A 15,784-nucleotide genomic window follows, 5' to 3' on the forward strand; every position below is an offset into this window, starting at 1 on the left:
ATTGGTTGATATATGGATCTTAATCTGCTTCATGACTGTCCTGGTCCGCATTGATGGTATACTTATGTTTGTGGTTGGTGACAGATTCCGTGGTGCCGAGGCGGAAGGTGAAAGGCGCATTGTTTTTTACCTTCAGCAAAATGTAATTGGTGCCCGCGTTTAAGGGAAGGTGGTAAGACCTTTCTTTGGGCAGCGCGGCATACCCTGTGGAGGTAAAAGCACCTCCGGTGATTTTCGTGCCGTTGCAAAACAGTTCCGCGGCCGTATCATTTCCCAGCCAGGCTGGCATCTGTGTGGCGGTTTGGGTAGTAATGGTGCAGAAAGCATACACATAAGTATCACTGCCGGGATCTTTGAATTTGTTGATGATGCCGCCGTTATCCGTATTATACTTCATCCAGCGGAATTGCTGACCGTTGTGCTGTGCAAAGTCTCCTGGCTTGGGAGGATGATTGGCCTGCTGATCTTCAGAATAGAGAAAGGCAGGGAAAGTGTCGCTTTTAAAAGGCCCGGCAAGCAGCCAGAAATTGAAATAATAGCGGTCGCTTTCTATCACGTTTAACCCGATCGTTGCAGCCGCAGGTAAGCTGGTATTGAGTGTCTTCAGTTTTTTTTCAAGATCGTTTAATGCGTTGATGCGTGTTTGGTAAGGTGTCAGCGCATAATCCAGCGTATAAGGCTGGTTTTCACTGTTCCACTTGTCCCGGAAGTCCTTTTCCATCGCCACATAGCGGCTTTTTAACTTTTGCAGGGAGCTGATCTGCGGGCCCAGGGAGGAAACGGGTTTGCCTTCCTGCAGTGCATACCAGTTTGCCAGCCCGGCAACCTCAATGCGGGTATCGAAGATCAATTTGTACCGGTCTGTAATATATTTCAGGGTGGCCAGATCGGAAAGGTGTTTTACGGGGTTAGCCAGTTTTAATAGCTGTGCGGCTTCGTTCACGAGCTGCAAGCCTTCCGGCACATCCTTATTATTCAGGATAAGGGTTTCCCCGTTTTGCGGTAGAATATGTTGCCACCAGATCTGGTGGGTCATGTTGTAGGTAAGCGGCAGGTCCCTCAGTGCAAGCAGTTTGCCGATCGCCTTTACATAGGCGCCATTGGCAGTACCGTAAGCTGCTTTTTCATAACGTTTATCAAATGCGTCGTTGAGATCAGTTGTTACGTTCCAGCTTTTTTCCGCCGCCATATAAACCCCGTACCAGTCTTCCGAAAACAGCTGATCGCCGCCCTCGTCCCAAATGGTAGTATAGGCCCCGATAGTGCCTTTTTTGTAGCCTTCGTTGATAAATCCGTTGATATTGGCTTTGGCAATGGCCAGGTCAGGAAAGAGCCTGTTAGTATTCAGAATACCGGGGCATACCATAAATTGCAGGCCGCGTTTTACAAAAGGATCTATCCATTTGCTGTAAGATGGCGGATTGCCGTACTCCCAGGTCATGTAAACAATATCTTTGGGCAGCATATCCAGGATCTCTTCATGTTGCAGGGCTATGTCGCCCCACATCATGAGTTTCTTGCCATTCTTTTTGACTATATCATAGAGGAATTTCAAATGATCTGCATAGAATCTGGCTACCCCTACGCTATCCACATAATTTTTGGATTTCCCTTTGCCGAGGTCGAAGGTCTCGTCGCAGTTTACATTGAAGTAAGGAGAACTGAAGGCGCCGCACATCTCGGTGATCACGCTTTCCAGGAAGCGCTTTGCTTTGGGATCGAGCGGCGAGATCATGGTAGAAGTTTCGCCCATCGACTGGTATTGCGGCAAGGACAGGATGTTGTTGAAATGCCCGAAGGACTGGAAGCTGCCCACCAATTGCATGTGATGTCTGGCAGCATAGGCATCCAGTTCCCTGACATCGGCAATCGTCAATTTTCCATCTGCGGGAGCAAAATCAGGGTACGACCTGGTCTGGATCACGTGCTCGATGTAAAAGGACAGCCCGTTCACCTTCAGGGAGGCCATTCTTTCGATCTGCTGCCGGATATAGGCAACTTTGGAGATCGGCCCGCGGCTGATGTCATCAAATATCACCCGGTGCGGGAGGGACGGCCAGTCGGTGATCACCAGCTCTTTATTCCAGCCCGCATCCGCCAGCTGTTTCAACGTCTGCAATCCGTAAAACAGCCCTGCTTCAGTATTAGCCACCAATAGCTGATCTTTTTTATGCAGGACCAGTACATAGCCTTCTTTACCGATCCGGGTTTTCCAGTCGGTTTTTAATGGTGTGGTGTAAGCATCTATCAGTGCGTCGGCCATTTTATTCCTGCCGCTTATGCTCAGGTTCACTGGAAAGGCGGCCCGCTCATTGGTGCTGAATTTGGTAACATCTGCCAGGCGTTTCAGCATGGCCCCATCTATACCGTCAGCTTTCAGCGATATGGACTTACCCAGCTTTATGGTAGCTGTACCCTGCTGTACCTGCTGCGGATAAGGCACCACCGGAACATCTGCCGCAAATAATTCAATGTTCAGCGATAAGAGCAAAATCAATATGTTAATTCCCCTTATCATTTTATTTGTTTTTTAGTCCTGGAGATCTGGTAGTACACATTAAAAAGATAGCAGGGAACGAGCAGGAGGTAAGCCAGCTGGTCATTGGAAATATGTGAAAGCCAGCTGTAAACCAGCGGCAGAAGAGCGCCACCGGCAATACCCATGATCAGTATGGCGGACCCGCGGTTTAACAATGCACCGGTTAATCCACGTAAGGCGAGCGGCCAGATGGCCGGCCATAGCATGGCATTGGCAAATCCGAGCAGTGCAATAAATACGATGGATGTTTGCCCCGGAACAAATACCGCGAGCAGGGTCAGCAGCGTGCCCAGCAGGGAAGAATATAAAAACGCCTTTTCCTGGCTGATCAGTTTAGGAATGAACAAGGCCCCCAGAACATAACCCGTAAGCATGGATGCGAGTGTCCAGGAAGTCAGGCTTTTAGCCACATCGAGCCTTACGCCGTGATAGATACCGTAGTTGCCGATGGTATCACCGGCAATTACTTCTGCTGCAACGCTTACAAATATGGCCATGAATCCCAGTATAAATGCAGCGTTATGGCCTTGACCGGTGTTGGCCGGGCTTATAGCCGGTTCTTTCTCAGAGGGTGTAATTTCGGGCAGATGTGCATATTTTATGCTGAATGCGATGATGCAGAGCACAATGGTCAGCACGATGTAAGGCATGATAACATCCCTGGCCAGCTCGTCGAGACGTACGGTTTTTGCGGCGGGCGCCAGGCTTTCCAGCTCGGCCAGCAGGCCATCGGAATTTTTAAGGATGATAGCGCCGAGGATCATCGGAGCGAGTATGCCGGCAAATTTATTACAGATGCCCATAATGCTCATCCGCTGTGCAGCCCTGGCCGGATCGCCCAGTTTGGTGATGTATGGATTGACGGCGGTTTGCAGCAGCGTTGTTCCGGCTCCCACTACAAACAGGCCCAGCAGGAACAATGGATAATAGCGCATCATGGCTGCCGGAACAAACAGCAGGCAGCCTGCAGCCATAATGAGCAGGCCCACCTGCATGCCCTTGATGATGCCGGTCAACTGTAAAATGCGGCTGGACGGGAGGGCCATAAAAGTATAAGAGATGTAAAAGGCGAAGGTAACCAGGTAAGCCTGCCACTCTTCCAGTTCGCAGGCAATGCGCAGGTAAGGGATCAGTGTTCCGTTCACCCAGGTCACAAAACCGAAGATGAAGAAGAAAAAACCGATGGTGATCACCTGTTTGATGTAAGTGCCACCGGTGGCTGGTTGGGCTATATTTACCGCAGCATCCATAAATTACATTTTTAGCTTTTCGATGGCGTTCTTCACATTTCCATATTTCAACAGCGTTGCTCTGGCTTGTTCATAATCTGTGATCCCGGTTTTTTCCATCAGCATTTTTACGCCTCTGTTTACCAGCTTTTCATTACTGATCTGCATGTTCACCATGCGATTGTCGAGTATTCTCCCGAGCCGGATCATTACACTGGTTGAGATCATATTCAGGATCAGCTTTTGTGCCGTGCCGCTTTTCATGCGGGTACTGCCGGTTACAAACTCTGGCCCTACCACTGCTTCCAGCGGGAAATCGGCATATCCGGCAATCGGCGAACCCGCATTGCATACAATGCAAGCGGTAAGAATGCCTTGCTGCCGGGCTTTTTCCAATGCTCCCAGTACGTAGGGGGTAGTGCCGCTTGCTGCGATGCCGATCAGGATATCCCTGCTGTTGATGTTATATTTTTCAAGATCCAGCCAGCCCTGTTCGGGACTGTCTTCCGCATCTTCAATACCAAAACGCAGCGCCTCGTCGCCACCGGCCATAATGCCGATCACCACGTCATCCGGTACACCGTAGGTTGGCGGGCATTCACTGGCATCCAGCACACCCAGCCGGCCACTGGTACCGGCGCCGATATAAAACAGGCGTCCGCCCTGCTCCATCCGCCGGGCAGCAGCATCCACCAAACGGGCTATAACAGGCACCAGCCTCCGCACCGCACCGGCCACCGTTGCATCTTCATCGTTGATGTGATACAATAGTTCTTCTGTCGGCATCTTTTCAAGATGCCGGTAAAGAGAAGGCATCTCGGTTGTTTTGATAAAATTCATCTGTATATAAAAGCTATGTTGATTTTCTTCTTTTCTTAAAGCTTCACCTTTTCCATTTTAGGCGTAAGCAGGTGTATGACCAGCCATGCGACCAGGAATGAGCAGCCGCAGATCAGGAAAATGATGTTGTAACCGGCGACGATGTTTCCCATACCTTTATAAAAGTCAAGTATAAAACCGATGAACATCGGGAAAAGCACCCCGCCTGCAGCACCGGCCATACCCCCCAGGCCCACTACCGAGCTCACTGCTTTTTTAGGGAACATATCTGATACAATAGTAAAAATGTTTGCGCTCCATGCCTGGTTTGCGGCTACGGAAAGGCTGATCAGAGCGATCACAAACCACATATTGCTGGTGTAACGGGTGGCTATTACGGGGATCACACAGATGGCGGCCACCATCAGGGCCGCTTTACGGGCCTTATATACCGGCCAGCCTTTTTTAATGAGCCAGGAAGAAAGGTATCCGCCGCCAATGCTGCCGATCATGGTACCGGTGTAAACGATTACAAGTGGCAGGCTCGGCTTTTTAAGATCAAGGTGAAAATAGGTTGCGAAATAGGAGGGGAGCCAGAACAGGAAAAAATACCAGATCGGATCTGTAAAAAATTTACCTGCGATAAATGCCCATGTTTGTTTAAGCCCCAGCAACTTTTTCCAGGTGACGGTACTGGTGTCGTTATCTTCCGCAGCGGCATCCTCATCGCTATTGATATAGGCCAGTTCCGCCGGATTTAATTTCTTTTGCCTAGTGGGAACTTCATAAAAAATGATCCAGGCGGCAAGCCATACAAATCCCAATACCCCGGTTACAATAAAGGCCATTTGCCAGCCGTATAACGCAAGGATCCAGGGCACCAGGACCGGGGCCACGCAAGCGCCGATATTGGAGCCTGAATCAAAGATCCCTACTGCCAGCGCCCGCTCTTTTTTAGGGAACCATTCGGCTACCGTTTTAACCCCGGCAGGATAATTGCCTGATTCGCCAATTCCCAGCAATGCGCGCATGGCTCCGAAACCAAAGGTTGTTCTTACTGCGGCGTGCAGCATGGCAGCAAGGCTCCACACCGTAACTGAAATGGTGTAGCCCAGTTTTGTGCCTATTTTGTCGATTACCTTTCCATACAGCAGCTGGCCCAGGGCGTAGCAAGCGGTAAAGGCCATCACAATGTGACCATAATCGGTTTCCGTCCAGTTGAATGTTCTTTCAAGCCCTGGTTTCAACAGACCGAGAATCTGCCTGTCCAGGTAATTGATGGTTGTTGCGGCAAAAAGCATAAAACAAATGAACCACCTGTAATTTCCGACTTTGGTTTCGTTGATCATGATTAGTTGAGCTGGTATCTTTAAGGGCGTCAAACAACATGAAAGCCAGGCGCAGCACGCCCGGTGCCCAGTTATATAGGTATATACTGGTATATACTAGTACATAAATATAAACAACATAAAATTCTGTTCCAAGTCTGATCTGAACTTTAACATTTCAGGAATTACCTTTTAAAATCCTCATTTGTCAACCTTCTGTCGCCGGCATTGTTCCTTCCATGATCAAAGCCCCGTTCCCGTTCATACCTGATCATTTCTGCCGGCCTGAAGTTGAGGATAAAAGCCCTTCGGTCCGTACCGGTAGAATTTCCCCTGCTGTAATGCAGGGTACGGCCCTGGTGAAAGGTACAGGACCCCCGTTTAAGCTCCACATACGTTCCTTCTTCTTCGGAGGCGTCGCAGGTAAGCGCGCCGCCTTCCTTGCCGGCAAAGCGATGCGGCCTTACCTCTTTCAGATTGGAGCCTGGTACGAACCACATGCAGCCATTGTCAACCGTAGCCTCATCCAGGGCCAGCCAGCAGCTCGCGGCCCGCTTATCCGGCAGGTTCAGCCAGTAAGCCTCGTCCTGGTGCCAGGGTGTAATGGTATTGGAGTATGGCGCCTTATTGATCAGCATATCGAAGTCCATTTCTGCGTCAGCGCCGATCAGCTCACGGCTGATGGCCAGGGCCCGCCGGTGATAAGGCATCGTAAGCAGTTCCTTTACAAAATCGCTTGGCCACATGATCTGGGTAATGTTCTCTTTTGCCTGACTTTTGCCCAGGCCATCCCCCAGGTCTGACCGGTTGCCGCCTGTTTTTATTTTCTCCGACAGAAAATCGTTGTAGATAGCTTTATACTGTTCAATCTCATCAGGGGTAATAATATTTTCAACGGTAAGGTATCCGTTATCATTAAAAAAGGCGATCTGTTGCGCAGATAAACAAGTCTTTTCCATAAGTATGTATATTTATAGGTAAGACGCCCGCACAAGCAAGGAACCGGTACGGGTGTCATAGGCATATAATTGACTGGTGAGTTATTTTATCAAATTTACCTTTCAGACTGCTGTATAACTATCAATTTAGTAGGAACATACAATTTTATACATGTCGGATTTTGATAACTGCTCCACCGCAGAAAGGAGCATTATAAATTTCAGCAAGTTCAGGCTGGAGGGAAAGGTCAAGCTGGGCAGATATTCCTATAAACACGTGCATGACGAGCTGGAAACACATTCACATGACGGAATGATGGAGATTTGTTATTGTGACAAAGGCATGCAGGTTTACGAGGTAAACGGGAAGGAATACCACATCAGGGGCGGAGATGTTTTCATTACCTTCCCCGATGAACCGCATGGAACGGCCCAGCATCCTGAAGAGAAAGGCACTTTGTACTGGTTAATCGTACAGGTGCCGGAAAAAGAGCGTTTTCTCCATTTTGACGAGGAAGAATCGGCGGTGTTCATAATGGAGCTGATGGCCATAAAAGAAAGGCATTTTAAGGGAACCGAAGCCATGAAGAAAATGCTCGATCAGCTTTTTGCCATTCATGATGAACCGGTACAGCAGCCGGTACATAAACTACAGACACTGAACCTGATCAGCACCTTTTTGTTAACCGTCATTGAATATTCGCAGAAAAATGTAAGCAGGAAACAGTCGGACAGAATAGCTGAAATCAAGAACTACATTCATAGCAACATCTACCGGGACCTGCGTGTTGAACTGCTTGCCAAAGAACTTTGCATGTCTGGTTCCCACTTCAAAAGCTGGTTCAAGAAAGAATTCGGGATGCCACCGGTAGACTATATTTTGCGCGCCCGGGTTGAAGAGGCAAAAAAATTGCTGCTGCTACCCGATGGAGAATCGGTAACGGCCGTTGCCTTTAAACTCAATTTTTCTTCTTCACAGTATTTTGCCACCGTATTTAAAAAATATACAGGCGTAAGCCCGGCTGAATTTAAACAACGCGGCCTAAAAACCTAGATGCTGTAATTTCATCTGATTATAGCCTATTTTTGCCACCGAAAAATGAAAGAACAGGAAGATGGGTAACAAGGAAGATGCGATCATAAAAATTGACAATGCGCTACCGCTGCCATTGTACAAGCAGATTATTGCTTCTGTTCATGAGGCCATATCCAGGGGCAGCTTAAAGACCGGGGACATATTGCCATCGGTAAATTCTATTGCCGCAGCACATTCACTGGCAAGGGGCTCCATCTTCAAGGCGTATAATGAATTAAAAACTGCCGGTATTATTGATTCCATGCCCGGCAAGGGTTACTTTGTAACCAGCACCAACGTCCAGACAAAGAGAAACATTTTCCTGCTGCTCAGTACTTTTAATCCCTATCGGGAAGTTTTGTACAATGCTTTCATTGCACAGCTCAAGGGTCAGGCAAAAGTAGACCTTTACTTCCATCATCATAACATCAGCGTCTTTGAAACGTTGATCAAAAACCACACGGCTTATTACAACACTTTTGTGATCATGCCCGAGATCAACAAAAAGACCGGCGGCATATTAAAGCAACTGGGCCCTAAAAAACTCTATATTCTTGATTCCGGTTTAAATGAATTTGGCAACGATTACCCCTGTGTCTGCCAGAATTATGAAAAAGACATTTCAGGAATCCTGAAAGCAAATTTTGCGCGGCTTAAAAAATATAAAAGAGTCCTGCTATTATTTCCCGATAACATTAAAACGGAAGGAGTCGTAAGTGGTTTTACATCGTTCTTTAAAAAAAACGATTTTCCCGCGCAGGTGATCAGGAATACCAGTGACTATGAACCCCGGCAGTTTGATTGCTGCATCATTATGGACGACATTGATCTGGTCAGGCTGATGCGGGCCGCGAGGGGAAAAAAATGGAAGCTTGGAAAAGACATTGGCATTCTGTCGTACAACGAAACGCCGCTTAAAAGTATCATTGCTGATGGGATCACGACTATCACCACAGACTTTGAACAAATGGGAAAATCAATGGCTGATATGATCAGTAAAAACAAGCCCGGGCGTATTGAAAATCCTTTCCTGATGATAGACAGGGAATCTTTTTAATGAAAATATCCCCCCTTAGATTGTCGTTTTAACCCACCACGCCTCCGAGAAAACACCAGTACCTTTGAGGAACAAATCTGTAATTATGCGCAAATTAATAATGAAGATGTCCCTCTCCATCGACGGTTTTGTCAGCGGCCCCAATGGGGAGAACGACTGGATCTTCAGATCTTCCGATGAAACCTCAAGGGCCTGGGTCGTTGAGCGAAGCTGGGAAGCGGGCCTGATCATCATGGGCCGCAAGTCGTTTGAGGGTATGGCCCCTTACTGGCCGACTGCCACCGGGCCTTTTGCCGCGCCGATGAATGAAATACCCAAGGGCGTTTTTACACAAAAGGGATTTAAAGGCGTTGATCTACCCGGTACGGATTCGCCCGCCGCAGCTTCCTGGGTAGGAGCACAGGTTTTCGACGGTGATCTTGCCGAAGAGATAAAGAAACTCAAATCCCAGCCGGGGAAACCGATCTGTGCGATAGGCGGCGCCGGATTCATGAGCAACCTGATAGCGACCGGACTTATAGACGAATACATTTTGGTAACACATCCTGTGGTTTTGGGCAAGGGGCTGACGATCTTCAACGGCGCCACGCAGCCAATGGATCTGAAGCTGGCGGATGTAAAGGCTTTCCCGGGAGGGATCGTAGCACGCACTTATCGCATATAGGGCGTAGCGTAGAAGCATTATCAGGAACATTGAAACAAAAATGCAACGCCGTTGATATTAAAAAAAGTTGACAGATTCTGATTTTCGCTACTTTTGTTTCGATGAAATTCATTGCTTTCATAATGGCCATCATGTCCCTCTCGCTCAATGCATTCTCCTGCATGGACGGGATGGCGGGCCATACTGGGAAAGCATATGAACAGGCGCAGCATGACGACAGCAACCACCAGGACCATACAGATCTGTGCTCCCCGTTCTGTGCCTGCGCCTGCTGCTCCGTTCCGGTGGTGGTTTCCCCCGTTTTCCTTGTTCCCACACCGGTTTTGATTTTCACGGCGGAGTATAACAGTCTTCCGTTCCCTTCCACTACGGATGTTCCCTTTTCCGTATGGCAGCCTCCCCAATTGTAATCTGCTCCACTATTACTTCCGATACTTTTTTTGACTGCTATGCCTGCGGCATTCCAGGTTTCCCGTGTTTACACTGATAGCAGCGTAATGCAGGCAATGGCTCGTGCCCTTGCGTAAACCATCCATTTTTTTAGTCATGCTTAACAGAATTATTCATTTCAGCATAAAGAACAAGCTGATCATCGGCCTGATGACGCTCGCGCTCGTTGCCTGGGGCATCTGGAGCGCCAGCCGGCTGCCGGTAGATGCTGTGCCTGATATCACCAACAACCAGGTACAGATCATCACGCAAACGCCTACACTGGCCGCGCAGGAAACGGAACAGCTTGTTACCTATCCGATCGAGCAAAGCCTCGCCAACCTGCCGGACCTGGTGGAAATGCGTTCCATTTCCCGGTTCGGCTTATCCGTATTGACGGTCGTTTTTGAAGACGATGTAGATATTTATTTCGCGCGTCAGCTTATCAACGAAAGATTGAAAGAAGCGGAAGAAAAGATCCCTCCCGGCATCGGTTCCCCTGAGCTGGCGCCGGTGAGCACCGGCCTTGGGGAAGTTTACCAGTACATCCTCCATCCGAAAAAAGGCGCGGAGAACAAGTATACCGCGATGGACCTGCGTACCATGCAGGACTGGATCGTGGCCCGGCAACTGTACGGCACCAGGGGCGTGGCGGAAGTCAACAGCTTCGGCGGGCTCCTGAAGCAATATGAGGTCGCCGTGGACCCGGACAAGCTCAAAGGCATGAACATCACCATGCCGGAGATTTTCGAAGCGCTCGCCAAAAACAACGAAAATACCGGCGGCGCCTACATCGATAAAAAACCGAACGCTTATTTTATCCGCGGCATCGGCCTGGTGAGCAATATGGAAGATATCCGCAAGATCGTTGTGAAAACGGTGAACGGCATTCCCGTGCTGATCCGCGATGTGGCGGAAGTGAAGCTGGGAAGCGCCATCCGGTACGGTTCCGTCACTTACAACGGCGAGAAAGAAGTGGTAGGCGGTATTGTGATGATGCTGAAGGGGGCCAACAGCGCCGCCGTCGTGAACCGGGTGAAAGAAAAGCTGGCAACTATCCAGCAATCCCTGCCGGAAGATGTGGTGATCGAAGCGTTCCTCGACCGGACGGACCTGGTGGACCGCGCCATCAGCACGGTAAAGACCAACCTGATCGAAGGCGCGCTGATCGTGATCTTCGTGCTGGTGCTCTTTCTCGGCAATCTGCGCGCCGGCCTGATCGTGGCTTCGGCGATCCCGCTATCGATGCTGTTTGCATTGGGTATGATGAATGCCTTCGGCGTGAGCGCCAACCTGATGAGCCTCGGTGCTATCGACTTCGGGCTGATCGTGGACGGCGCCGTGATCATCGTGGAAGCGACCCTTCACCATCTTGGATTGCGTAAATCGGCGATGGCGCTTACCCAGGCGGAAATGGACGAAGAAGTGTACGTTTCCGCCGCAAAGATCAGGAACAGCGCCGCTTTCGGGGAGATCATCATCATGATCGTTTACATCCCCATCCTCACGCTGGTAGGCATTGAAGGAAAAATGTTCAAGCCCATGGCGCAGACGGTGGCCTTCGCCATCCTCGGCGCGCTGATCCTGTCGCTCACCTATATTCCGATGATGAGCGCGCTCATACTTCCCAAAACGTTATCCCGTAAAAGGAATTTTTCGGACAGGATGATGGACTTTTTTCAGCGGATGTATGCGCCGGTGCTGGCCTGGGCCATCCGTTTCAAAGTTGCGGTGGTGGCGGTTACGGTGGCGGTTTTTGTGTTGACGGTTTTCCTGTTCGGCAGAATGGGCGGCGAATTCATCCCACAGCTGGAGGAAGGCGATTTTGCTTTCCATTGCATTTTGCCGCAGGGGACCTCGCTTTCCCAAAGCATCGAAACTTCCATGCAGGCGAGCCGGATCATCCGTGAATTTCCCGAAGTGAAAATGGTAGTGGGGAAAACGGGCAGCGCGGAGGTGCCAACGGACCCCATGCCCCCCGAAGCAACCGACCTCATCATCGTGCTGAAACCCAAATCCGAATGGACCACTGCCAAAGATTACAACGAACTGGCGGAAGCCATCCTCGAAAAGCTGGAAGTAATTCCCGGCGTTTTCTTTGAAGCCAACCAGCCTATCCAGATGCGCTTTAATGAACTGATGACCGGTGTGCGGCAGGATGTGGCGGTAAAAATATTCGGTGAGAATATAGATACGCTCGCTTCCCTGGCGCCGCGGGTAGCCGGCATCGTGCAATCGGTGAAAGGCGCCACAGAACCCCAGGTCGAGCGCACCACCGGCCTTCCGCAGATCACCATTCAGTACGACCGCGCAAGGATCGCCGCTTACGGCATGAACATACAGGACATCAACAGAACGGTGCGCACCGCCTTCGCCGGGGAGGCCGCGGGCGTGGTGTTCGAGAACGAGCGGAAGTTCGACCTCGTTGTGCGGCTGGACAGTGCCAGCCGTTCTTCCATCGGCAACGTCAGCGATCTTTTCATTTCCCTGAACAATGGTACGCAGGTGCCGTTGTCGCAGCTCGCGGACGTTTCGTTTCGCGATGGCCCGGCGCAGATCAGCCGGGAAGACGGCCGCCGCAGGGTGGTAGTCGGCTTCAACGTTCGTGACCGTGACGTGCAGAGCGTGGTGAACGAGATCCGGGAAAAGCTGGACGCGGCCAACCTGCTACCCTCCGGGTACTTCTATACCTACGGCGGAACGTTCGAAAACCTGCAGGAAGCCTCCGCGCGCCTGCAGATCGCCGTACCGATCGCGCTGGCCCTTATTTTCCTGCTGCTGTATTTCACTTTCCGCTCCATCCGCGAATCGCTGTTGATCTTCACCGCTATTCCCATGGGCGCTATCGGCGGCGTATTTGCGCTGATGCTGCGGGGCATGCCTTTCAGTATTTCCGCGGGCGTTGGTTTCATTGCGCTTTTCGGCGTGGCCGTACTGAACGGCATCGTGCTCATCAGCACCTTTAACCAGCTGGAAAAAGAAGGGATCAGCGATGTGGTGAAGCGCGTGACCGAAGGCACCAGAATCAGGCTGCGTCCTGTACTCATGACGGCCACCGTGGCATCCTTCGGCTTCCTGCCGATGGCCCTGTCACGAGGCGCGGGCGCGGAAGTGCAAAAGCCGCTCGCCACGGTGGTGATCGGCGGGCTGATCACCGCTACCTTCCTCACGCTGGTGGTGCTTCCGCTGCTGTATATCTTCTTCACGCGCGGGCGCAACGTAAAATTGCCGGCCGCGGCTATCATGCTGACCGGCGGCATGCTGCTGGCCGGCACGGCCTCCGCGCAGGAACAGCGGGGCAAAAGGCTCGGCATCAACGAGGTGCTGTCCATGCAACAACAGAACCTGCAATACCAGGTGAACGCCGCCCAGCTCAATAAAAGCAAAGCCCAGGTCAGATCCGCTGGCATACTCCCGAAAACGGGTGTTTTCGCGGAGAATGAAGACCTCCGGCCCAGCGATCATACGGGCATTCTGAAGATCGGTTTATCGCAATCCATCGCCTGGCCGGGATTGTATAAAGCACAAAGACAGCTTTATACCGAACAGGCCCGGTATGTTCAGGCCACCGGCGCTGTGCTGGACCTTACCCTTCAACGCGATGTAAAAGCCGCTTACTATGAATTGTGGTATCTGCAGGACAACCGGCAGCTGTTCCTCCGGCTGGACAGTATCTATTCTTCCCTGTCCGCCGCCGCCGTACTGAAAGTCAGAACGGGCGACACGCCAGGACTGGACAGTATTTCAGCACAGGCAAAGATGAAAGAGATACAGGCGCAGCTCCGGCAACTGGAAGATGATATCGGCATCCGGCAGCAAACGCTGATGCAACTGCTCAATACCGGAGAAGCCATCCTGCCGCTGAACGAGCCGCTGGAAAAACTACCGCTTCAATATGACGGCAATTCCGGCGACACGCTGCACCCCTCGCTGGCGCTCCGGCAACAGAACGTCAACATTGCAACGGCAGGCGTTTCGGTAGCCAAAAACGAAAACCGCCCTGAATTTTCAGGAAGATTCTTCAGCCAGCGGCTGTACGGCGTGAACGATCCCTTCAGCGGCTTTTCCGTGACGGCTTCCATTCCGCTCTTCGGCATGGGCGCCTACCTCAACAAGGTGAAAGCGGCCAAAGCAGAAGCCAACGTGCAGCAGCAGCAATTTGAATATGACCGGCAGGTATTCCTGATGCAGCAGCAGCAAATCGCAAAAGAAGTAGAGAAGAACAACCGGATGCTGCATTTCTATGAATCGTCCGGCCTGCAACAGGCGGAAGAGATCATCAAAGCGGCGTCGCTGGCCTGGCGCGCGGGGGAGATCAGCTTCGCTGAACTGTCGCAGTTCCTGACGCAGGCCATCGGCATCCGTCAGAACTACCTGGACGCGCTCAACACTTACAATCAATCCGTCATTCAGTACAACTACTTTAACTAATAACTATGGGCAAAATAATTCTCCATATCACGCTGCTCGCAACAGCTTTCTGGCTGACCGCCTGCTCCGGTCCCAAAAAGGAAAGCGCTGGCCAGCACGAAGAAGAAGGTCATCACGACGAACACGAAAACACCAACACAGCCAGCCTTACACTGGAGCAGATAAAAAGCATCGGCATCCAGATGGGCGTGATCGAAAAGAAACAGCTGACGGCATCGCTCAAGGCGGCGGGCGTGCTGCGGGTGCCGAATCAAAACAAAGCCAGCGTTAATTCTGTTTATAGCGGAGTGGTGCGTTCGCTGCTCGTTCAGCCCGGTAACACCGTTCGCAAGGGACAGGTGCTTGCTACTATCGGCAACCCGTCTTTCGTGCAGCCGCAAAGCGATTACCTGGCGGTGATGTCGAAGATCAGGCTGGCGGAGCAGGAAGTGGCGAGGCAGCGGGAACTGAACGCGGGCAATGCCGGCGCGCTGAAGAATTTACAGGCGGCGGAAGCTGAGCTGCGGACCTTGCAGACTTCCCGCGCCACGCTGGAACAGCAGATACGGCTGATGGGGATCACGCCCGCACAGCTATCCAATGGCAAGCTCGTGTCCGAACTGGCGGTCCGCAGTCCGATCAACGGCGTGGTGAGCAGTGTGCCGGTAGAAATGGGTAGCTATGTGGATGTAACCACGCCCATCGCCGGCATTGTGGACAACAGTCAGCTGCACGTAGACCTTTTTGTGTATGAAAAAGACCTGTCCAAACTGAAAAACGGGCAAACCATTCACTTTACGCTGACCAACAACCCCGGTAAGGAATATGACGCCGATATCTTTTCACTGGGCTCTACCTTCGAGGGTGAGTCCAAAGCCGTATCGGTCCATGCACGGGTAAAAGGAGACAAGAATGGGCTGATAGACGGGATGGGCATTACCGCCATCATCAGCCTGGAATCGGCCAGTGTGCCCGCTGTACCGGTGGATGCGATCGTGAGCCACCAGGGCCAGGATTACATTTTCCTTGTTAAGGACGGGCATGCGGAAGATGAACACCATCATGAAGAAGCAGAAGGTCATTCGCACGACCAGGAAAAAAATCATGGCGTGACCTTTGAAAAAATACCTGTAGTGAAAGGCACAACGGATATCGGCTACACGGAGATCACATTGCTGAAGGAAATACCCGCAGATGCGGAGATAGTGGTAAAAGGCGCCTTCTTTGTGCTGGCTAAAATGACGAACGCCGGCGAGGCGCATGAGCATTAGTTGTTAGTTAAAAGAAAACAGCTTT

At 51.0% G+C, this 15,784-nt stretch carries 11 protein-coding genes; 6 read left to right on the forward strand and 5 right to left on the reverse strand.

The genetic code is table 11. The features are described from left to right. Positions 1-19 precede the first annotated feature (19 nt). The 5 genes from CCY01nite_RS14385 to CCY01nite_RS14405 form a co-directional block, all read right to left on the reverse strand. Positions 20-2,518 carry a beta-N-acetylhexosaminidase gene (locus CCY01nite_RS14385; protein ID WP_146862866.1) on the reverse strand — a complete coding sequence of 833 codons (2,499 nt, stop codon included), beginning with the start codon at positions 2,516-2,518 and terminating at the stop codon, positions 20-22. Then, the gene (gene gluP, locus CCY01nite_RS14390; RefSeq protein ID WP_146862868.1) at positions 2,515-3,789 is read right to left on the reverse strand and encodes a glucose/galactose MFS transporter; all 1,275 of its coding nucleotides are present in this window, start codon (positions 3,787-3,789) and stop codon (positions 2,515-2,517) included. Before gluP ends, CCY01nite_RS14385 begins: the two co-directional genes overlap by 4 nt. Before the next feature lie 3 nt (positions 3,790-3,792). Next, positions 3,793-4,608 carry an N-acetylmuramic acid 6-phosphate etherase gene (gene murQ, locus CCY01nite_RS14395; protein ID WP_146862871.1) on the reverse strand — a complete coding sequence of 272 codons (816 nt, stop codon included), beginning with the start codon at positions 4,606-4,608 and terminating at the stop codon, positions 3,793-3,795. Between the two features lie 35 nt (positions 4,609-4,643). Next, positions 4,644-5,936, reverse strand: coding sequence for an MFS transporter (locus CCY01nite_RS14400; protein WP_146862874.1), 1,293 nt, complete (start codon positions 5,934-5,936; stop codon positions 4,644-4,646). A 164-nt stretch (positions 5,937-6,100) separates the two neighbouring features. After that, complete coding sequence (locus CCY01nite_RS14405) at positions 6,101-6,874, reverse strand: phytanoyl-CoA dioxygenase family protein (RefSeq protein WP_146862877.1); 774 nt, start codon at positions 6,872-6,874, stop codon at positions 6,101-6,103. A 151-nt stretch (positions 6,875-7,025) separates the two neighbouring features. Between CCY01nite_RS14405 and CCY01nite_RS14410 the strand changes: the two genes are divergently transcribed. From CCY01nite_RS14410 to CCY01nite_RS14435, 6 genes are all read left to right on the forward strand, one after another. Further along, positions 7,026-7,907, forward strand: a complete 882-nt coding sequence (locus tag CCY01nite_RS14410; protein ID WP_146862880.1) for a helix-turn-helix transcriptional regulator — start codon at positions 7,026-7,028, stop codon at positions 7,905-7,907. A gap of 61 nt (positions 7,908-7,968) precedes the next feature. Then, positions 7,969-8,985: a GntR family transcriptional regulator gene (locus CCY01nite_RS14415; protein WP_146862883.1), complete on the forward strand. Its 1,017-nt coding sequence runs from the start codon at positions 7,969-7,971 to the stop codon at positions 8,983-8,985. A gap of 85 nt (positions 8,986-9,070) precedes the next feature. Continuing rightward, positions 9,071-9,649 carry a dihydrofolate reductase family protein gene (locus CCY01nite_RS14420; RefSeq protein ID WP_146862886.1) on the forward strand — a complete coding sequence of 193 codons (579 nt, stop codon included), beginning with the start codon at positions 9,071-9,073 and terminating at the stop codon, positions 9,647-9,649. Between the two features lie 101 nt (positions 9,650-9,750). Continuing rightward, the gene (locus CCY01nite_RS14425) at positions 9,751-10,059 is read left to right on the forward strand and encodes a DUF6660 family protein (protein WP_146862889.1); all 309 of its coding nucleotides are present in this window, start codon (positions 9,751-9,753) and stop codon (positions 10,057-10,059) included. Between the two features lie 136 nt (positions 10,060-10,195). Further along, positions 10,196-14,509, forward strand: a complete 4,314-nt coding sequence (locus tag CCY01nite_RS14430) for a CusA/CzcA family heavy metal efflux RND transporter (protein WP_146862891.1) — start codon at positions 10,196-10,198, stop codon at positions 14,507-14,509. 5 nt (positions 14,510-14,514) lie between these two features. Continuing rightward, positions 14,515-15,759 (forward strand): efflux RND transporter periplasmic adaptor subunit, encoded by a 1,245-nt coding sequence (locus CCY01nite_RS14435; RefSeq protein ID WP_146862894.1) that lies wholly within the window; start codon positions 14,515-14,517, stop codon positions 15,757-15,759. Positions 15,760-15,784: the final 25 nt, after the last annotated feature.

This window comes from Chitinophaga cymbidii (assembly GCF_007992715.1).
GTDB classification, from domain to species: domain Bacteria; phylum Bacteroidota; class Bacteroidia; order Chitinophagales; family Chitinophagaceae; genus Chitinophaga; species Chitinophaga cymbidii.